The sequence below is a fragment of the Actinophytocola sp. genome (assembly GCF_049647105.1).
GTDB lineage: Bacteria > Actinomycetota > Actinomycetes > Mycobacteriales > Pseudonocardiaceae > Actinophytocola.
Genome location: NZ_JBARWZ010000044.1, coordinates 79,022 through 99,269 on the forward strand (window position 1 = coordinate 79,022; position 20,248 = coordinate 99,269).

15 protein-coding genes are annotated in these 20,248 nt (G+C 69.3%); 8 read left to right on the forward strand and 7 right to left on the reverse strand.

The genetic code is table 11. The features are described 5' to 3' along the window. Nucleotides 1–12: 12 nt before the first annotated feature. Nucleotides 13–939: a hypothetical protein gene (locus WBA97_RS06430; RefSeq protein ID WP_424229770.1), complete on the reverse strand. Its 927-nt coding sequence runs from the start codon at nucleotides 937–939 to the stop codon at nucleotides 13–15. Nucleotides 940–1,034: 95 nt separating this feature from the next. On the opposite strand from WBA97_RS06430, the gene WBA97_RS06435 reads away from it, so the two are divergent. Genes WBA97_RS06435 through WBA97_RS06450 form a run of 4 tightly spaced genes read left to right on the forward strand, consistent with a single transcriptional unit; the run spans nucleotide 1,035 to nucleotide 6,257 of the window. Continuing rightward, nucleotides 1,035–3,317 carry a hypothetical protein gene (locus tag WBA97_RS06435; protein WP_424229771.1) on the forward strand — a complete coding sequence of 761 codons (2,283 nt, stop codon included), beginning with the start codon at nucleotides 1,035–1,037 and terminating at the stop codon, nucleotides 3,315–3,317. Beyond that, nucleotides 3,317–4,660, forward strand: coding sequence for a poly-gamma-glutamate synthase PgsB (pgsB, locus tag WBA97_RS06440; protein ID WP_424229772.1), 1,344 nt, complete (start codon nucleotides 3,317–3,319; stop codon nucleotides 4,658–4,660). Before WBA97_RS06435 ends, pgsB begins: the two co-directional genes overlap by 1 nt. After that, the gene (locus tag WBA97_RS06445) at nucleotides 4,657–5,139 is read left to right on the forward strand and encodes a poly-gamma-glutamate biosynthesis protein PgsC/CapC (protein ID WP_424229773.1); all 483 of its coding nucleotides are present in this window, start codon (nucleotides 4,657–4,659) and stop codon (nucleotides 5,137–5,139) included. The genes pgsB and WBA97_RS06445 overlap by 4 nt, the downstream gene beginning before the upstream one ends. After that, a complete protein-coding gene (locus WBA97_RS06450; protein ID WP_424229774.1) occupies nucleotides 5,136–6,257 on the forward strand; it encodes an NlpC/P60 family protein in 1,122 nt (373 codons plus the stop codon). The genes WBA97_RS06445 and WBA97_RS06450 overlap by 4 nt, the downstream gene beginning before the upstream one ends. Nucleotides 6,258–6,314: 57 nt before the next feature. Here the strand turns inward: WBA97_RS06450 and WBA97_RS06455 are convergent, their stop codons facing one another. The 4 genes from WBA97_RS06455 to WBA97_RS06470 are packed head-to-tail and all read right to left on the reverse strand — an operon-like array spanning nucleotide 6,315 to nucleotide 8,193. After that, nucleotides 6,315–6,572 carry a hypothetical protein gene (locus WBA97_RS06455; RefSeq protein WP_424229775.1) on the reverse strand — a complete coding sequence of 86 codons (258 nt, stop codon included), beginning with the start codon at nucleotides 6,570–6,572 and terminating at the stop codon, nucleotides 6,315–6,317. Nucleotides 6,573–6,579: 7 nt separating this feature from the next. Next, nucleotides 6,580–7,494, reverse strand: a complete 915-nt coding sequence (locus WBA97_RS06460; protein ID WP_424229776.1) for a helix-turn-helix domain-containing protein — start codon at nucleotides 7,492–7,494, stop codon at nucleotides 6,580–6,582. Beyond that, complete coding sequence (locus WBA97_RS06465) at nucleotides 7,442–7,960, reverse strand: DUF6879 family protein (protein ID WP_424229819.1); 519 nt, start codon at nucleotides 7,958–7,960, stop codon at nucleotides 7,442–7,444. The genes WBA97_RS06460 and WBA97_RS06465 overlap by 53 nt, the downstream gene beginning before the upstream one ends. Beyond that, nucleotides 7,957–8,193: a hypothetical protein gene (locus WBA97_RS06470; protein ID WP_424229777.1), complete on the reverse strand. Its 237-nt coding sequence runs from the start codon at nucleotides 8,191–8,193 to the stop codon at nucleotides 7,957–7,959. Before WBA97_RS06470 ends, WBA97_RS06465 begins: the two co-directional genes overlap by 4 nt. A gap of 235 nt (nucleotides 8,194–8,428) precedes the next feature. On the opposite strand from WBA97_RS06470, the gene WBA97_RS06475 reads away from it, so the two are divergent. Further along, nucleotides 8,429–11,056, forward strand: coding sequence for an MGH1-like glycoside hydrolase domain-containing protein (locus WBA97_RS06475; protein WP_424229778.1), 2,628 nt, complete (start codon nucleotides 8,429–8,431; stop codon nucleotides 11,054–11,056). Continuing rightward, nucleotides 11,053–13,158 carry a glycogen debranching protein GlgX gene (glgX, locus tag WBA97_RS06480; RefSeq protein ID WP_424229779.1) on the forward strand — a complete coding sequence of 702 codons (2,106 nt, stop codon included), beginning with the start codon at nucleotides 11,053–11,055 and terminating at the stop codon, nucleotides 13,156–13,158. Before WBA97_RS06475 ends, glgX begins: the two co-directional genes overlap by 4 nt. A gap of 13 nt (nucleotides 13,159–13,171) precedes the next feature. Here the strand turns inward: glgX and WBA97_RS06485 are convergent, their stop codons facing one another. After that, nucleotides 13,172–14,776, reverse strand: coding sequence for an MFS transporter (locus tag WBA97_RS06485; protein WP_424229780.1), 1,605 nt, complete (start codon nucleotides 14,774–14,776; stop codon nucleotides 13,172–13,174). A gap of 274 nt (nucleotides 14,777–15,050) precedes the next feature. Between WBA97_RS06485 and WBA97_RS06490 the strand changes: the two genes are divergently transcribed. Next, nucleotides 15,051–15,992 carry a YhjD/YihY/BrkB family envelope integrity protein gene (locus tag WBA97_RS06490; protein ID WP_424229781.1) on the forward strand — a complete coding sequence of 314 codons (942 nt, stop codon included), beginning with the start codon at nucleotides 15,051–15,053 and terminating at the stop codon, nucleotides 15,990–15,992. A gap of 15 nt (nucleotides 15,993–16,007) precedes the next feature. Here the strand turns inward: WBA97_RS06490 and WBA97_RS06495 are convergent, their stop codons facing one another. Continuing rightward, the gene (locus tag WBA97_RS06495) at nucleotides 16,008–17,240 is read right to left on the reverse strand and encodes a GNAT family N-acetyltransferase (protein ID WP_424229782.1); all 1,233 of its coding nucleotides are present in this window, start codon (nucleotides 17,238–17,240) and stop codon (nucleotides 16,008–16,010) included. 285 nt (nucleotides 17,241–17,525) lie between these two features. Between WBA97_RS06495 and lanKC the strand changes: the two genes are divergently transcribed. After that, complete coding sequence (gene lanKC / locus WBA97_RS06500; RefSeq protein WP_424229783.1) at nucleotides 17,526–20,177, forward strand: class III lanthionine synthetase LanKC; 2,652 nt, start codon at nucleotides 17,526–17,528, stop codon at nucleotides 20,175–20,177. The last annotated feature ends 71 nt before the right edge of the window (nucleotides 20,178–20,248 follow it).

The window sequence follows — 20,248 nt, forward strand, 5'->3', positions numbered from 1 at the left end:
CCCTGGCCCGGGTCAGTCCTTGCCCAGGCCGGACTCGGCCATCGCGCGCACCAGTGACGACCAGGCGTCGTGGTCGTCACGCACGCTGCGGCTGATCTCCACGTGCACGAACGGCGTGTCCTGCCGGTCCGCGTCGCGGCCCTGCTCGTTGGTGGTGCCCTCCAGCCGGCCACAGTCCCGCCGCCAGGAGCGGCACACCTGGAAGTCCTCGTCGTCGATCCCCTCCGCGACCCGGCGGACGGTGTCGCCCGCGTCGCCGGCGCCCGGTGAGACCACCACGTCCGCGTCCGGCAGGTTGTCGTCGTGAAAGCCGTGCAACTGGACCTGGGGCAGGCCACGCTCGGCGAACTCGCCCGCCACGGCATGGAACATCGAGTCGGTGCGGTGCGCGACGTCGCCCGCGTCGTCGCCGACTCGCCGGTGGGTGCCCGCGACCGCCAGGACCGAGCCCGGCACCGCCTGGTACAGCGCCAACCCGATCTCCTCCGTGTGCAGGTCGGAGCCGGGATGGGGCACCTCGATCGCCAGCCGGACCGGCGCGGACAGGTCGACCAGGTACCAGCCCCAACCGCGCTCGTCCGCCGGGTTGACCGCGAGCCCGAACGGCCTGCCGGTCTTCTCGTCGACCCCGGTCCGCACCGTGTACCCCAGCTCGCGTGCCTCGTCCGCCGCGTGCGCCGGCTCCCCCGCCTCGAGAGCCCGCAGCGCCGACAGCAGCCGCCGCCGTTCCGCGGACCCGGGTGGCCGGTAGGGCGCGTCGTCGTCGAGACCGGCGGCGAACCGGCGGACCTCCGTGCCGAGGTCGGCGGCCGGGGTGGCCTCGCTCCCCTGGGCCGGGCGGGGCTCGTCCTCGTTCGCGGCGACGACGAGGAACGTGCCCGCGACGAGCACGGCGCCGAGGGTGACCCACAGGACAGGCTGTCGAAGGAGTCCTCTCATCGACGCGGAGTGTAGGGGGCGGCGCCGAATACTGGACCGAACCGCTTCGGGGTCGCCGTACGTATAGATCACGACGCCCCCGAGCACGGATCAGGATGAAACGCGCAACTATGGCAGGCCGAGCCCGACGACCGCGGCGCCCCAAACCGGGGCGCGCACTGACCGACCAGCTGCCGGAGAGCGGCTTTCCGTCGGGGGTCACCACCCCGTCGGTCACCGTGCTCATCCTGTTGCTGCTGCACGCCGGGCTGTGCGCGGTGCTGCTCGACGGCCGCGAGTCCGGCACGGTGCCCTCGGCCATCGCCGAGTCCCAGGCGCAGCTCGTCAGAGGCGCCGGTTCGGCCATCGGCGCCTCGGCCAGCCAGGGCATCGCGGACCTCCACGCGGTGACGGCCGTGCCCGCGGCCACGCCGGACGAGGTGCTGGCGAGGCTGTTGCGGAACGGGAACTGGCGCGGGGCGGCCGTGCTCGACGCTGACACCCGCGCGCTGGTCGCGTCCGGGGGTGAACCCGTCCCGGTGCAGTCGCTCCCCAAGACCGTGACCAGCACGATCGTCACCCCGGTCGTCGGCGCCGACGGCACGCTGCGGGTGGTCGTGGCCGAGGCGCTGCCCGACGCCAAGCTGCTCGTCGCCGCGCGTGGCAGCCGGCTCCCGAACACCACGATCGGCGGCGACCTCCGTGAGACGCTGCTGCTCACCACGAGCACCGGTCAGGTGATCGACTCGCGCGGCGCCCCGCCGACGCCGGCCGACGCGGATGTCAGCCGGTTGATCGAGCTGGCCAGTGCCGCCGCGGCGGTCGGCGAGTACGGCAACCTGACCGGCAAGTCGGTCACCGGCCCGAAGGGCGGCACGGAGCAGCCGACGGTCGTGTACTCCCCCGTGTCGTCCTCCCAGGTGGACGGGACGCTCGGCCTCGCCGTGGTGTCGGTGGTGCGTGCCCCGGTCACCGAAGCGGGACCGGGTGGCGACGGCATCGTGCCCTCGGTCGCGCTCGGCTGCGTGGCCGTGTTCGGTTTCCTCGTCCTCCGGCGAGTGCTGGTCAACCCGATCCGGCGATTGCGGACCGACGCGCTCTTCATCGCGGAGGGCAGGCTGATGACGACGCGCGTCCGGCGATCGAGGACCCGCGAAGTCGACCGGATCGCCGCCGCGTTCGAACAGTGCCGCGCGGAGCTGGGCGGCACACCGGCACGTCCCCGCGAACAGCGGCGCACGGGGATGGCCACCTGGGTCGCGACCGGGCTCACCGCCGCTGCCGTGCTCGGCTGGTCGGCAGGCGTGCTGTTGACCGTCGGCAGCGGGGACGTCGACGTGCCAGGCGCGGTGGTGACCAGCGCCCGCAACCAGACGGCGGCGGCGACGGAGGCCCTGCGGCGCAGCCTCAACGACGGGCTCGCCGACCTGACCTCGTTCGCCTCGCTCACCGGCGGCCGAGGCCCGGCCGACGTTCGGTCGAGCCTCGACGAGCTGGTCGCCGGGCAGTCCCGGTACCGCAGCGTGTACCTGGTCGACCAGTCCGGCGCCACCTCCTCCGTGGTCGGGCGCCCACCGTTGCGCACGGCAGAGCCGCTGCCTGCCGAGCCCGGCCTTCGCCTGCGGGAAGGAACCGCTCCGGTGCCCGTGCTGTTCGCCTCCGCGCCGATGGCGAACGGCCAGGCGCTCGTCGGTGAGTTCGACCTGGACCACATCGGCAGGCTGCTCGGTCGCGCGCCGGGCTCGGTCCAGCTGGTCGACAAGGATCTGCGCACGATCGCGGCCACGGACGGCTTCGTCGCCTTCGCCGATCTCGGCGCCGAGCTGCGGGACAGCGCCATCGAGGCCGGGAAGGGCGATCCGGTCGCCAGAACACAGGAGGGCACGGACGGCCGGGCCGTCCTCGTGTCGGCCGCCCTGCGCGGCGGGGCGAGCGGCAAGCTGGGGTGGACCGTCGTCGCCGAGCAGCCGGTCACCGATCTCGCGTTGCCCGGCAACGAGCTGCGGCGCAACGCCATGGTCGCCGCGCTGGTCGCCGCGCTCCTCGCGCTGCTGCTGTTCGGCTGGCAGTACCTGTTGCTGATCCGGCCGCTGCGCCGCGTGGCCGCGGCGGCCGACGAGATCGTCGCTGGCCGGCACCGATCGGTCATCTACCCGCAGCACCAGGACCAGATCGGCACGATCGCCTCCTGCCTGGAGATCTGCAGGCAGGCCATGACCGAGGGGGTGCGCAGGCTCGGTGGCGTTCGCAGGCCGAGCGGCGCTGCGACCGACGCCACCCAGCTGATCGCCGCGGTGCCCTCCGCGCCACGCCGTGGCAGTGAGCAACCCGCCCGCCAGGCGACACCCGGACCGGCACGGCCGAGCCCGCGCCCGTCCCGTGTCCGGCGAGGCGGCTGATGGTCTTCCTGTACTGCGTGCTGCTCGGCAGCTGCGTGCTGCTGCTGCTCGGCGGCCTCATCGAACAACGCCGCCACTACGCCAACCTGAACCGGATCCCACACCGAATCATGATCAACGGAATTCGCGGCAAGAGCTCGATCACCCGGCTGTGCGCGGGTGCGCTGCGCGGCGGCGGTCTCGTCACCGTCGCGAAGACGACCGGCACCGCGGCCCGGTTCATCCACCCGGATGCCAGCGAGGAACCGGTCTACCGCAAGTTCGGGATCGCGAACGTGATCGAGCAGATCGGCATCGTCCGGCGGGCATCGGCATACCGGCCGGACGCGCTGGTCATCGAGTGCATGGCGGTCATGCCGGACCTGCAGGAGATCAGCCAGGACAAGCTGATCCACTCGAACATCGGTGTGCTGTGCAACGTCCGCGAGGACCACCTCGCCGAGATGGGCCCGACCCTCGACGACGTCGCGAGATCGCTCTCCAGGACGATGCCGGTCGGCGGGGTGTGCGTGACCGCGGAGCAGGAGCGGTTGCCGCTGCTCAAACGCGAGGCCGCGCGCCGCGACTGCGCGCTGTACCTCGTGCGCCCCGACGCGGTCACCGACGAGGACATGGCCGGGTTCACCTGGATCACGTTCAAGGAGAACGTCGCGATCGCGCTCACGGTCGCCGAGCTGCTCGGGGTCAACCGCGCATCGGCGCTCGCGGGCATGTGGGCCGCGCCGCCCGATCCCGGCGTGCTCGAGGTCAAGCGGTACCTGGCGGACGGCAAGCTGCTCCGCGTCGCCAACGTGTTCGCGGCCAACGATCCCCAGTCGACGCTGATGAACGTGCGGCGCCTCCTCGCATCCGGCGGCATCGAGCGGCCGTTGCACCTGGTCATCAACTGCCGGCCGGACCGGGTGGAGCGCAACGGCCAGATGGGCGCGCTCGTCGCCGACATCGAGCCGGAGCGGGTCGTGCTGATCGGCGCCCCGACGCGCAGTGCGAAGGTGGCCATCCCTCAGAAGTGGCACGACACGATCGTCGACCTCGGCGGCACCCGCGACGCGACCGAGCTCGTCGACGAGATCGTGGACGGGATCGACGAACATGCCTCCCTCGTCGCCATCGGCAACATCCACGGCCAGGGCGAGCTGTTGCTAGAACAGCTCGACACGCTGCCGGTGGCCGCCGCGTCGGACGTGCCCGCGCCACGCGACCGGGAAGAGGCCCGGCCGACCCCGCACCCGCGATCGGAGCACGTCCCCGGCGGGGATGTGCCAACCGGGGGGCGGCTACCGAAGGCGGGTACGCACGTGACGCAGCCGCTGCCCCGCATCCAGCCCGGGCACGAGTCGTGATCGACTACGGCCTGCCGGCCGAGGTAGCGACCCTCGGTCTGGCCATCGGGTTGCTGTTCTCGCTGGTGTGCTACCTGACCACCAACCTGTCCCCCGGCGGGATGATCACCCCGGGCTGGGTGGCGCTGACCCTCGTCGAGGACTACCGGCGGGCGGCCATCGTGGTGTTGATGACCGCGCTCACCTTCGGTGCGAGCAAACTGCTGCAGCGGGCGGTGATCCTCTACGGCAAGCGCCTGTTCGCCGCGGTCGTCCTCACCGGCGTGCTGTTCCAGAGCACGCTGTTCCTGTTGATCCAGCGGGACTATCCGCTGCTGTTCGCCCACCAGACACTCGGCTTCGTCGTGCCGGGGCTGATCGCCTACCAGCTCGTGCGGCAGCCACCGGTGTCGACGTTGCTCGCCACCGGCACGGTCAGCTTCGCCAGCTACGGCGTGCTGGCCAGCGGGGTGCTCATCGGGCTGGTGCCCGCGATTTGAACCAACCCCGCGGCGCGGACGTGCGTGAGGGCATGGCACGCGCTGAGCTACGGACCGAACCCAGCAGGCAGGGCTCCCGCAGGGCCCTGCGGACCTGTGTTGTGCTCGCGGTGATCGGGCTGAGCGGGTTCGGAGTCGTGCAGTTCGCCCGTCAGCAGACGACCGGCGAGGCCGAGGCCGCACCGTCGGCGACCGCGGTGGCGATCAAGGACGGTGGCACCGCGGCACCGGTGGCACCGGTGGCCGATGGCCCGCGCTTCGACCGGCTGGAGAACCCGGGACGGACCGTGGTGCGGGACCCGTCGGGAGCGGTGGTCGCCACGTTCACCGACGGCGCCAGGACCGTCGCGCTGACCGGCCCGGCGAGGACGTTCACCGAGCCGAGGTTCACCGAGGCGACGATCACCACGACGACCTGGGTCCGGCTCGCGCCACAGGCATGGGCACCCGGCGCGGAGAAGGCCGCGTGGTTCGGCCCGTGGTTCGAGCAGGCGAGGAAGGACACCGGTCCCGACGTGTTCGCCGTCGCGATGCAGTACGCCGACGGCGCCAAGGAGGAGGCAGACGCCGAGGGCCTGCGGTTCCGCGGCGACGCGATCTTCGGCCCGGTCGCACCGTCGGGCTACGCGCGGCTGGAGCAGTCCGACTTCCTCGACTACCTCGGCGTCACCTATTCGTTCCCGGACACGGGAAGGAAGGCGCCCAAACCGGCACACACGGGCGCCCTCGACTGTTCCGGCTTCGCACGGATGGTCTACGGCTACCGGCTCGGCTACCCGTTGCTCGGCACCAACGATCCGGGCCCCGGCCTGCCTCGGCGTGCGTGGGCCATCGCCGAGCGCGGCCCGGGGGTCGCACTGATCCCCAACACCCGCGCCAGGGTCACCGACTACGACGCGCTGCAGCCGGGCGACCTGGTGTTCTTCGAGGTCGAGGGCGGCGAGGACGAACTCGACCATGTCGGCATCTTCGTCGGCATCGACTCGGCGGGGCACTACCGGTTCATGTCGAGCCGGGAACGAGCGAACGGCCCGACCTTCGGCGACCTCGGCGGCACCTCACTACTCGACGACGGCGGCATGTACTCACGCGGCTGGCGCGCCGCCCGACGCATCTGACACTGACTCGCCGACCGGGTCTCGCGGCCTGGTCCGGACCCCCGTGCCGCAGGGCGCTCACGTTGGTGTCCACAGCAGGCTGGAGCGTTTGACGAGGTTCGGCGCTCCGGGCGTTCCTGGTTCGGGCAGGCCGAGGATGTCGTAGACGACTTCCTGGAGATCTACACCTTCCTTCGACCAGACACAGCCGCCGCCGTACTCCTCGGCCAGCACGCGGGCGGCCGTGGTGTTGCTGCGGTCGAAGATGAAGATGGCGTCGGTGTACTGTTGCTCGGAATTGCTCGCAACGGGAAAAATGTTGCGGAAACGGCGCAATAGGGCGCTACTGGGCGGGAGACTGCTTGGAGAGGTCGTCTATGACACGGGTGATGACGGCGCGGGCCGCTCGGCCGTAGCTGGCAACTGAGGCCAATTCGTTGAAGATCGTGCTGTACAGCTCGATTTCTTCCGGCTGCGGAAGGTTCAGCCCGGCCGAAAAGGTTTCAACCAACACCTTCTCATCGTCAAAAATCCAAAAGCCGTGCCACGGCGAGGCCGTGTACTGGGTCTCGAATCCAATGATGCCGAGCTTGACGTTCGGCAACGCCGATAGTGACACGAGCCGGTCGAGCTGACCGAGCATGACAGGCAACGAACACATTCGGAAGCGAAGCGCCGCCTCAGTGAGGACGAAGTGGAATTGTTTGTCGGGTCGGTAAAATATGTCCTGCCGCTTCATGCGGCCTGCTACGGCTTCATTGATGTCGTTCTTCAACTTGTAGATACGGATAGCTTCAGCGAAGCGGGCGCGAGCGTATTCGGATGTCTGAAGCAAGCCGGGAATCACGCCTGCTTCGAAGACGCGAAACAGTCGGGTCTTCTGGTCCAGCTCGGCGAGCGCGTTCTGACGAGGACGGATGCCGCCGCGGAGCACTCGCTGCCATTCGGCACGCTGAACCTCCAACGTGTGGAGAGACGCAAGCAGGCCGGCGGTCTCGTCCTCGGAATTGGTGGCCCGTGCCCATTCCCTGATGTCGTCGCTGCTCGGTGTCTGCTTGCCGTTTTCGATCTTCGAGACCTTCGACGGCTGCCACGACAGTGACTCCGCGAGCTGTTTGCCGGATACCTCAGCAGCAACTCGCAGCTCGCGGAGTCGACCACCCAATGCCATGCGTGCCTCATCAACATTCGAGACACCGGTTTCCTTATTCCGCGACAAAATCTTCCCGTCGTACTGCCTGATGCCAAGCGGCGTCACGCCAGTGGTTGTGCTGCACTACCTCGACCGGGCTCTCGACAAATTCGGCTCCAAGGAAGACGGAGTTGTCATCGAAGTTCAGCCGCACCACCTGGCAAGAATCAAACATCCAATAGTCGTGGTTTGGCAGATCGATCGCATCGCGCCGAGCCACATAGCGGATATCCTCGCCAGCCTCGACCGTAAACTGAGAAGCCCAGAGGCCGAACCGGCTATTGTCGGTCAATGGCACGCTGACGACTCTGACACGGGAGAACGTCCGCCCCTGCGCCCGGCCTTCCCGCACGATTTGCAGCCAAGTGTCCGACCACTCCAGGTCATCGGGCTCTCCTGCGAGGAACTTCCGAACCGACTCGTTCTCGTGCGGGTCGTCGTACCGATCTCGAACTTCAAGGCGGAACGCCGTGTACTTGAACTCCCGGAACAGCTTCCTGAAGTCGGGGCCAGGCTTGATGAGCTGGCTCAGTTTTCTCCCTCCTCCAGATAGCGACGTGCGTAGAACTCCAAGACCTCTTCTGGGATCTCGATCAGGGTCTCGTGGTCCGGCACGGGGCCTACGTCCGCCAGCACCTGTGGGTCGGTGACCTTCCACCCTTGAGCGATGTAGGTGACGCGGTCGGTTCGGTCCGTGGCGAACAGCGTGGGCGAGTGCTCTACGTGCGACTCGGGGTCTTTACCGAGGAATCTGGCGCGCATCATGCCTCCTAGGGAGCAATCTGGGGAAATCCACATCCATCGTGGCGGAGGTGCGCGCGTTCGTCAACGTGGATGCCGTGCGAGGTGATGATCATGTGCCACTTTCGACAAACGCCGTTGTCCCGCCATCTCACCTGTCAAACGTGAGGACGAGCCGTCCCGGCGGCCCTAGCGTCGACGGGCTTGCCGTGTCGCACCGAGGGAGCCGATCATGCCGATGCCGTCGCCGGAGCGAGCAGTGATTGACTGGCGTACGTGGGGGCCGTATCTGAGCGAGCGGCAGTGGGGCACGGTTCGGGAGGACTACAGCGCGAGCGGCGATGCCTGGAGCTACCTGTCCCACGACGACGCGCGGTCCAGGGCGTATCGGTGGGGTGAGGACGGGCTGGCCGGGTTCAGCGACAACGAGCAGCGGCTGTGCCTGGCCCTCGCGCTGTGGAACGGGCGCGACGGAGCGCTCAAGGAGCGGCCGTTCGGGCTGACCGGCCCGCAGGGCAACCACGGCGAGGACGTCAAGGACTACTGGTGGTACCTCGACGCGTTGCCCACCCATGCATGGAACCGCTGGCGCTACCACTACCCGCAGGCCGCGTTCCCCTACGACGACCTGCGCGCCGAGAACGGCAGGCGCGGCAGGGACGACCCCGAGTACGAGTTGCTCGACACCGGCGTGTTCGACGAGGACCGGTACTGGATCGTCGAGGTGTGCCATGCGAAGGCGAACCCGACGGACCTGCTGATGTCCGTGCGGATCACCAACGCCGGTCCGGAGCGGGAGACGCTGCACGTCCTGCCGACCGCGTGGTTCCGCAACACCTGGACCTGGGATCCGGAGTCGCCGAGGCCGTGGCTCGCCGCGGCGGGTGACGCCGCCGTCCGCATCGACCACCCGTTCCTCGGCGAACTGGAGCTCCTCGTCTCCCCCGGCCCGGCATTGTTGTTCTGCGACAACGAAACCAACACCCAGTATCTCTACGACGTCCCCAACGCGACGCCCTATCCGAAGGACGGCATCAACGACCACGTCGTGTCGGGGGCCGCGAGCGTCAACCCCGATCGGCGGGGCACGAAGTGCGCTGCCTGGTACCGCGTCGACGTCGAAGCAAAGTCCACTGTGGAGCTGCGGCTGCGGTTGCGGCCATCGGGGTCGGGCCCGACACCGGAGGCCGCGCTGGGCGAGGACTTCGACCGGGTCGTCGCGACCCGCCGCGCCGAGGCCGACGAGTTCTACTCCGCGCTGACCCCGCCTGCCGCATCGGCCGACGAAGCGATGGTGATGCGCCAGGCCTTTGCCGGGATGTTGTGGAGCAAGCAGTTCTACGGCTACAACGTGGCCCGGTGGCTCGACGGGGACCTCGGTCAGCCGGTGCCCCCGGCCGAACGGCTCACCGGCCGCAATGCCCGCTGGCGCGAGTTCGACGCCTACGACGTCTTGTCCATGCCGGACAAGTGGGAGTACCCGTGGTTCGCGTCGTGGGACCTCGCGTTCCACTGCGTGGCGCTGGCCCACGTCGACCCGGAGTTCGCCAAGGACCAGTTGCTGCTGGTCTGCCGGGAGTGGTTCCAGCACCCCAACGGCGCGTTGCCCGCCTACGAGTGGGACTTCGGCGACGTCAACCCGCCGGTGCAGGCGTGGGCGGCGCTCGAGGTGTTCGCCATCGACGGCGGTCATGACCTGGACTTCCTCAGCCGGGTGTTCGACAAGTTGCTGGTCAACTTCACCTGGTGGGTGAACCGGCAGGACGCCGACGGGTCCAACCTGTTCGAGGGCGGCTTCCTCGGGCTGGACAACATCGGCCCGATCGACCGCTCGCACCTGCCGCCCGGCTGTGTCCTTGAGCAGTCCGACGCCACCGGCTGGATGGCGATGTACTCGCTGGCGATGACCACGATCGCGGCGATCCTGAACCGTTCTGGCCACCGCCCAACGCGGGACCTGGTGCACAAGTTCCTCGAGCACTTCGCCGCGATCCGCGCCGCGCTCGAGCGGCAGGGGCTGTGGGACGACGTCGACGGCCTGTTCTACGACCGGCTCATCAAGCCCGACGGCGAGGCCGTGCCGGTGAAGGTGCACTCCATGGTCAGCATCCTCCCGATGCTGGCGGTCGCGTTCGTCGACGAGCAGACCATGGATCCGGCCGTCGCGGCAGGCAAGCAGTTCGCCACTTTCCTCGAGCGGCACGGCATGCGCGATCCGGAGAAGCTCACCGAGGCCGGGTTCCTGCGCGGTAGGCCAGGGAACCGGCGGCTGCTGCTCGGCGCGGTCGGCGTCGACCGGGTCACACGCCTGTTCCACCGGCTCTTCGACCCCGGGGAGTTCCTGTCGCCGCACGGTTTGCGCTCCCTGTCGGTGTTCCATCGCGAGCACCCGTACACGCTCGACATCGACGGGGTGAAGTCCACCGTCGACTACCAGCCCGCCGAGTCGAACACGGCGATGTTCGGCGGCAACTCCAACTGGCGCGGACCGGTGTGGTTCCCGCTGAACTACCTCGCGACCAACGCCCTCGAGCGCTACCACCGCTTCTTCGGCGCCGATCTGACCATCGAGTACCCGACCGGTTCCGGCAGGCAGTCGACCCTCCACGACGTGGCCGCCGACCTGTGGGAGCGGCTGGTGTCGATCTTCACCGTCGACGCGGACGGGCGGCGGCCGTGCTTCGGCGGGGTCGAACGGATGCAGCACGACCCGGAATGGAAGGACAACCTGATGTTCCACGAGTACTTCCACGGCGACAACGGCGCTGGTCTCGGCGCCACACACCAGACCGGCTGGTCCGGGATCGTCGCGGACGTGATCCGCCGCAGGCACGGCATGGTGCCGTCCATCGCCGAGATCGTGTTCGGGTTGGAGGAGCCGCGATGACGGCGCGGGCACTACCCGGCACGCCGTTCCCGCTGGGCGCCACCCCGGAACCCGGCGGCACCAATTTCGCCGTCGCATCCGCCGCCGACGGGGTGGCGGTGTGCCTGGTCGACGCCGACGGCACGGAGACGCACGTCGTGCTGCCGGAACGCGACGGCGAGATCTGGCACGGGTTCCTGCCCGGTGTCAGGCACGGGCAGACCTACGGCTACCGCACCACCGGTCCGTACGACCCGAACCGGGGCGTGCGGTGCAACCCGGCGAAACTGCTGCTCGACCCCTACGCCAAGGCCATCGACGGCCTGGTCCGGTTCGGGCCGGAGGTGCTCGGGTACGCCGTCGGCAACCAGGAGACCGCGAGCACGCTGGACTCGGCCGGGCACGTGCCCCTCGGCCTGGTGATGGACACGTCGTTCGACTGGCGCGACAGTCCCCGGCCGCACATCGCCACCGCTGACACGGTCATCTACGAGGTCCACGTCAAGGGCTTCACCGCGGCCCACCCCTCGGTGCCCGACGAGCTTCGCGGCACCTACGCCGGGCTCGCCCACGAGGCCGCGGTCGCACACCTCGTCGATCTCGGGGTGACCTCGGTGGAGTTGCTTCCGGTGCACCACAACGTGTCCGAGGGTTTCCTCATCGACAGGGGGTTGTCCAACTACTGGGGCTACAACACGATCGGGTTCTTCGCACCGCACGCGGGCTACTCCGCCGAGGTCCAGGCCGGGCGGCGCGGTGGGCAGGTCGCCGAGTTCCAGGCGATGGTCGACACGCTGCACCGCGCCGGCCTCGAGGTCATCCTCGACGTGGTGTTCAACCACACCGCCGAGGGCAACCACCTCGGCCCGACGCTGAGTCACCGAGGGCTGCACAACCCGGCCTACTACCGGCTGCGTCCCGACGACCCCCGGTACTACGTGGACACCACCGGCGTCGGCAACTCGCTCAACGCCGACAACCCGTTCAGCCTGCAGCTGATCATGGACTCACTGCGCTACTGGCTGACCGAGATGCGCGTGGACGGGTTCCGCTTCGACCTGGCGCCCACCCTGGCCCGCGAGGACGGTGCCTTCGACCGGATGGCGGCGTTCTTCGACCTCGTGGCGCAGGACCCGGTCGTGTCGAGGGCCAAGCTGATCGCCGAGCCGTGGGACATCGGTCCCGGCGGCTACGACCTCGGTCAGTTCCCAGCGCTGTGGAGCGAGTGGAACGGCAGCTACCGCGACGTGATGCGTGACTTCTGGCGCAGCCATGACGGCCTGATCGACGACTTCGCCCGTCGCTTCTGCGGCTCGTCCGATCTGTACGGTGCGGACGGCCGCAGGCCGACCGCATCGATCAACCTGATCACCGTGCACGACGGGTTCACGATGGCCGATCTGGTCTCCTACAACGGCAAGCACAACGACGCCAACGGCGAGGACAACCGCGACGGGAACGACGACAACCGGTCGTGGAACTGCGGAGCGGAGGGCCCAACCACCGATCCCGACATCCTCGACCTGCGTGCCAGGCAGCGCCGCGCCATGCTCACCACGCTGTTCCTGTCGTTCGGCGTGCCGATGCTCCTCGGCGGCGACGAGCTCGGCCGAACGCAGCGGGGCAACAACAACGCCTACTGCCAGGACAACCCGCTCAGCTGGTATGACTGGTCGGCCACCGACAAGCAGCTCACCGAGTTCACCAGGACACTCATCGCGCTGCGCGGGGCGCACCCGGTGTTCCGGCGCCGCCGCTTCCTCACCGGCGTGGCGGCCGAGGAGCTGCGGTGGTTCACCCCGGGCGGTGCGCGGATGACCGACGCGGACTGGAACGACCCTGCCACCCGCAGCGTGGCGCTGTACGTGGACGGCGCCGACGACCCCGACCTCGCCGACGACGGCACGCTGCTCACCGACGACGACTTCCTCATCCTCGTCAACGCCTGGTGGGAACCGCTGGACTTCGCCGTCCCCGAGACCCGGCCGGACCAGGCCTGGACCCCCACGATCGACACCTACGAACCGACCGGCTTCTCCCTGGCCGCACCGCTGTCCCCCGGCGACCACATCACCGTCCACCCCAGGTCGATCATCGTCCTGCAAGGAGGGAATCCGAGCTGAGCACCGACACGGGTCAACCGAGGACGGTCTCTCCGCCGGGCTTGGACGGGGCGGGATCCGGTAGGCGCATCATGCGGAACGAGTTGAACAACCCGATGAGACCGGCGAGGATCGGCACGAGAAGTGCCACCTGCAGCGCGACCGGCCGTGCTTCCGTGTTGATGCGGACGATCTCGTCGCGGATGTTCTGAGGCTGGTCCGCGAGCAACTCGTCGAGACGCGTATTGCTCATCACTTCCGCGTCCTCCTCCAGCACCCGCGACACGCGCTGCTGTTCGGCCGACGACAGCACCGGGCTCTCCCCTGCCAAACCGGTGAAGCTCCAGGAGAGCGTTGCCAGCAGGATGGCGCCGGCGAACGCCAACCCGAACGACAGTCCGAACGACCCCGCTGCCGAGTTGACGCTGGCGGCCTCACTGACCCGCTCCTCCGTGATCGGGGAGAGCGTGTAGTTGTTGAGCTGGGACACCAGCAATCCCAGCCCCGTGCCCGCGATCAGCAGCGGGATCAGGAGTGCCCAGCCGAACTCGGCCCGTGGCACGATCGGGACCAGCAGGACCAGTCCGAGGGTGAGCAGGGCGAAGCCCAGACGGATCAGGCCGCTCGGCCGTCTGTTCGCCGCGACCTTCCCCGCGAGCAACGCCGTGCCGAACATGCTGAGCGAGAGCGGGGCGAGGGAGAGACCCGCCTGCAGCGCGTTGTACTCGAGCACCATCTGCAGGTAGATGGGCAGCGCGATCATCGTGCCGCCCAGTGCGATCTGCTGGAGCATCTGCTGGGAGATCCCCGACCTGAACATCTTGGACCTGAACAGATCCGGGTCCAGCAATGTCGGCTTTTCCCGGCGCTTGCGCCGGACGAGCCAGTAGACCAGCGCGGCCAACGCGATCACACCGGTCGCCAGGACCGCGGCGACGGACTCGCCGCCTTCCTGCCACACCAGGATGCCCAGCACGATTCCGCCCATGCCAAGGATCGACAGGATCGCACCGGCGAAGTCGATACCCCGTGCTCCGGTGTAGGGCACGTCGCGGACGAGCCGGATGCCGGACAACACGACCGCGATGATGACGACCTCGAGAGTGAACCCTATGCGCCACGAAAGGAAGGTGGTGATAAAGCCGCCGAGCAACGGCCCGACCGCTGCCGCGATCGCCGCCGCGGCTCCCACCAGGGCATAGACCTTCTTCTGCGCCGCTCCCTCGAAGTTGCCGTGGATGAGGGACTGCATGGCAGGCAGCAGGAGCGAAGCGCCGATGCCACCCAGCACCGCCCAGAAGATGACCACCGCGAGCAGACTTTGGGCGAATGTCATCGCGGTGGCGCCGATGGCGTACCCGATCAGGCCCAGTACATAGGCCCGCTTGCGGCCGATGAGATCGCCGATCTTGCCACCGATGAGGATGAACGCGGCGGATACCAGCGCCTCGAGCGCGATAGCCGACTGGACGCCGCTGACGGTCGTACCAAGATCCTCGACCACCGCCGATATCGAGACGTTCATCAGGGAGGTGTCGACGACGAGAACGAACATCGCCATGGACAGCAGAAGCGCGAGCAGCCGCTGTGAACGGCCCGATACCGGTTTGGCTCCGCTGGCGCTCGGTTCGCTGGTCATGGAGTCGCACCTTCTCGACCGTTCTGATGTGCCTCGGGATCTCACCCGCGCGATGCTCGTCTGCGACGCCCCCGCACTCTGTCACCAGGCAATCGGGCCCGCCATCACCCGGCGAGGGTGACAGGCGCGGACCCGCGACCGCGTACGGTGCCTGTTCCATCGGCCTGCTCCGACCCGAACCGGAATTCGGTGCGCAGGCCGGTGGAGCCATGATCGAGTCGCCGCGACCGGCAGACACCTCGAGAGTGGTGCTCAGCAAGGAGGCGAACCACCCGTGAGCGCCGAGCAGCCCCGCTGGTCGAAGACACTCGACCGGGTCCCACGCCGGCTGCTGCCCGCCGTCCAGTGGATCATGTCGCACTGGCCCGGCCGGATCCTGTTGCGCACCGGGGCCACGTTCGTCCGCATGGAACTGTTCGACCGCTCGATGACCCTCGCGGCCCAGCTGTTCACCTCGATCTTCCCGCTGCTCATCATGGCGGCCGTGTTTCTCGGGCGAGAGCACGGCGACCGGGTGGCCGACGCGGTCGACCTGCCGGAAAGGACCCGGCGCGTCATGGACGAGGCGCTGGCCAGTGGTGCCGGCTTCAGCTCGTTCGGGGTGCTCGGTGCCATGATCGTGCTGGTCTCGTCGACGAGCCTGGCCCGTGCGATGATCCGCACGTACGGGACGCTCTGGGCGCTACCGACCCCTCGGCGCAGCCTGCGGGGCGCCTGGCGGTTGCTGATCGCGGTGATCCTGCTGACCCTGTACGTCGTCGTCGTTCGCGTGCTGATCTGGGTGGGCGGCAGGGCGCCGCTGCCACACCTCGCCACGCCGGCACTGACGCTGGTCGCGGACAGCGCGCTGGCCATCGCGCTGCCCTGGATCCTGCTGGCCCGCCGGGTGCCAGCCCGCCTGTTGCTGCCCGGCGCCGTCGTCTTCGGGGCCGCGATGCTCATCGTCCGCCCGGCAGGCTCCCTGTACCTGCCGCACGCCCTCCAGGTGAGCGCCGACCGGTACGGCACGATCGGGCTGGCGTTCACCTACATCGGCTGGCTGTACATCCTTTCGTTCTGCTACCTCGGCGCGGCCATCGTGGGTCTGGTGCTCGCCCAGGACGAAGCGCGCCTTGGCCGGCTCATCCGCGGCGGGGCCGCGACGCCGCCCTCCGACCTGCCCGACCACGTGGCACCACGCACCGTCGACGCACCGGAACCCGATGCCGACCCCTGACACTGCCCAGTCTCCTCAGAACAACTCGAGGCAGGACGGCTCCTCGTCGTGCAGGAAGGCCAGCGACGCCCTGGCCAGCGCTCCTGGGCGGCATTCGCGAACCCGGCCCGCGCCTGCCAGCGTGCTCAGCCGGGTCCCGCCGAGGAACGCCGCGCCCAGTGTGGACACGTCCAGCGCCAGGTCGGCGGGAGCGTCGGTGCGGGTGACCTCGGCCCGCCCGTCCGGCCCGGCCGCCAGCCGCCACCGGCCTGCGTTCCACGGGCACAGTTCGTCGCCCACCTCCAGCACCAGGTCGAGTGGGACCAGGAACCGTCTGGCCATCAGCGCCCGGTCCACCTCGACCAGGCGCACCCAGAGCCCGTCGACCGTCGTGCGCACGGCCGCGCGCGGGTCGGCGAGCATGTGCACCAGCGGCTCGTCGGCGCCCAGCCGCAACACCACCTCGCCGACGAGGTCGATGTCCAGCAGGTACCGCAGGATCGCCGCGTACGCCGCCGGTGTCGTGGCCGCCAGCGTGTGCACGTTCACCGTCGAGCGCGGGCCGCGCTCCTGCCAGTCCGGCTTCGCGCGGTACACGGCGTACGCCTGCGGGTGGACCGCGAACCGGTACCCGGTCTGACCGTGGCGCCGCTCCTGCCCGTCGAACAGGTGGTACTCCCAGGCGGCGCCGGTGCGGTCGAGGTGACCCGCGCGGGTGTGCCACACCTGGTCATAGAGGTCGCGGATGAGCGGCAGCGCCCGCTCGCGCGGCAGTTCACGAACCGGCGCAGGATCGACCGCAACGTCGCGGCGGAACCGGGCGCCGCGCGGCAGGGCCACCCGGGTGACCTGCGTGCCGAGCCCGTACCCGAACCGCCCGTAGATCCCGCCCTCGGACGCCCACAGGATCGCCAGCGACTCTCCCGCCTCGTGCAGGAGTTCCAGCTGGGCACGCATGATCAGGCTCAGCACACCCCTCCTGCGCTGTCCCGGCGCGACCCCGATCGACGTCACCGCCCCGGCAGGCGCCGGGCCGCCACCGGGCAGGACGACGCGGCGGCTCAGGAGCTGCCCGGTGCCGATCATGGTCCCGCCGTCGAACACCGCGTGGCTGCGCGACGGCTCGAACACGGTGCGTTCCTCGACGAGGAACTCCTCGCTGGGATCGATCAGAAAGGCACTCGCGAGCACCTCACTGAACGCGGGCAGATCCGCGTCGGTCAGCGTGCGGATCGTGAGCGGCTCATCCCCGTGGGGCGTTTCGACCATTTCGCCTTGATACGCGGAGTGCCGCCGATCGCGCGACCCAATTTCAACCCTCGTCAGCCGCCCGCGCCAACGGTGGCCAGGTAGTCGAGCACGGCGGTGGTGTTCGCTCGCCGAGGACTCGACGTACGCCGGAACGGCGTTGGGCCATTCCTACCAGTATCTTCGATCATTCAATACATTCCCACCTTCCTGTGGAAAACCAACACTTGACGCTCATTGAGATCATTTGAGAACGTTTGTTCGTCTCGCGCGCCGCGTTCCTCATCGCCCACAAAGGAGTGGCGGATGGCTGTGGACATGTCGTTCCTGGTCGCCGACTCGGACTATTACGAACCGTGGGACTCCACCGATCCCGGTGCGCGGTTTCACGCCGTGCCGCTGCCCGGCGGGTGGGTACGGCTCGACGATGGTGCGTGGACCCATTGGGGACCGCCTGGGCTCGTCCTCCCGGACCAGGGCTGGAAGGTGCACGTGTCCAGCTCCCTGCCCAACGCACGGTCCGTGCTCGCGATCGTGTCGCTGGTGTGCGCGGAACTGGGGGTGCCGTTCAAGCACCTCGCGGGCGAGCGCACCTTTCTGATCGCGCACGACAAACACGCGGCCAGGCCGCAGAGCGGCAAGTTCTGCACCCTGTACCCACCCACCGAACAGGGCGCGCTGGCGCTGTTGCGGCGCCTTTCGACGGACCTTGCCGGAATCGGCGGACCCTACGTGCTCACCGACCGGCGTTTCGGCGAGAGCACGTGTGTCTCCTACCGATATGGCGCGTTTCGCGGGCGCACGAGGGTGGACGCGGACGGCAACCACGTGCCGACCATGACCGGTCAGGACGGCCGGGTAGTCGACGACGAACGCGGGCCCGTGTTTCGCCTGCCACCCGGCATGTCGGATCCGTTCCGCGAGGCCACACCCCCGGCGGCCGCCGGATCGGTGAAGCTGAACGGCTACGCGTTCGACACGGTGCTGCGGCACAGCAACGCCGGTGGCGCCTACCGGTTTCGCACGGCGGAGGACACCGTCGTGTTCGTCAAGGAAGCCAGGGCGCACAACGGGTACACCGCCGACGGCGCCGACGCGAAGACCCGGCTGGCCGCGGAGTACCTGGTACTGCGGGAGCTCCACACCCGCGCACCCGGCCTGTGCCCCCGGCCGGTGGAGCTCTTTCATCACTGGGAACACAGTTATCTCGTCTCCGAGTTCGTGCCGGGGGTGTCGCTGTACCGGTGGATGGTGACGAACAACCCCGCGGTGCTCGACCACACGGACGTGGCTGCGTTCGCCGGCTACCACAGCCGCTGCCTCTCGCTCCTCGACCAGCTCGACGCCCAGCTGCGCACGCTGCACGACCTCGGTCTCGTGTTCATCGACCTCAGCCCCACCAACGTCCTCGTCGACGACGACGACCGCGTCCGGCTGGTCGACTTCGAGGCGGTGCAACCCGTCGACGATGTGCGGCGGTTCATGGGCACGCCCGGCTACCTGCATCCGGACCCGAGGGCCGTGGTGAAGCGCGATCCGAGGGACCTCGACCGGTACGGGCTGGCCGCACTGGCACAGCTGCTCGTGTTCCCGGCACACGAAGCGGCCGAACTGCATCCGGCCGTGCTCGACCACCTGCACGCGGACCTGTCCGAGCTGGCGCCCGTGGAGCCGAGGTTGTGGCGATGGGCCACCCGCTGCCACGAACGCACCGAGGACACCAGCCTGCCCACCCCGTCCGCCGTGCGGGCGGACCCGGTCGCGGCACTGCGCGATCTGGCGGAGCGGACCGCCGACGCCATCGAGTCGATGGCACAACCGGACCACCCGGCACGGGTCTACCCGACGATCCCGCTCGGGTACCAGACCGACACCCTGGCGCTGGCCGCCGGCACCGCGGGCGTGCTGTACGCGCTGCACCGCGCGGGCCGCGCCTGCGATCCTGCCGTGGTTCGCAGGCTGCGCGACGAGGCGCTGGCGGCCGCCGGGACCAGTGCGCCCGGCCTGCTCCACGGCAGTGCTGGCATCGCGGGGGTGCTGGCGGAACTCGGCGAGGCCGACGCGGCGGAGACCCTGCTCACCGCGGCCGCCGCACATCCGCTCAACGACACCGCGGCCACGCTCGGCGGCGGCGCGGCAGGAACCGCGCTCGGCCTGCTGGCCCATCACCGGCACACCGGCGAGCAGCGCTGGCTGGACCTGGCGGCGGGGTTGCTCGAGAACGTGCCGGACGGCGAGGAGGAGCTCACCTCCCGGCTGAGCACGACCAACCGCTCCGGACTTGTCGGCGGGCGGACCGGCGTTGCGCTCGCGCTGTACCGCCTGCACCGCGCCACCGGAGACGACCGGCCGTTCGCCCGCGGTATGCGGCTGCTGGGCGAGGAACTCGCCTACGCCGTGCCCCTGCCGGGCGACGGCCTTGGCTTCCGCATCGCACGCGCCGATCGTCGTGTCTACCCGTACCTGTTCGCGGGCAGCGCGGGATACGCCGCGGTACTTTCCCGCTTTCTCGCGCACCGGCCGGACGCGGAGTTCGGCGTGCCCGTCGACGACGACCTCACCGCTGCCGAGGCGCTGGCGCGTTGCCTGCGTGCGTGCACTGCCCGCTTCACCGTGTTCCCCGGTCTGTTCCCGGGACTGGCCGGTCTCGTCATGACACTGGCCGACGTCGGTAAGCGGCACGGCAGGCCCGACCTCGTCGACGCCGCGCTGACGAGCGCACGGGGCCTGTTCCGGTACGCGGTGCCGCACCTGAACGGGGTGGGCTGGCTTGGCGAGCCGGGACAACGACTGTCCGCCGACCTCTGGTCGGGCGCGGCGGGCGTCCTGCTCTCCCTGCGGCACCTGGCCGACGCCCTGCCGGACCCCCTCGACACCGTCTCCACGTCGAGGGACACCGATGCACCGACACCGGAAAGGAGTGATCAGCATGGAGGAAGTCCTGCTCTTGCAGGCTGAAGTGGCTCAGGAGGACGATCTGCTGGCCTGCAACGTGCTCACCATGAGCAGCAAGGGCAGCATCTGTCTGT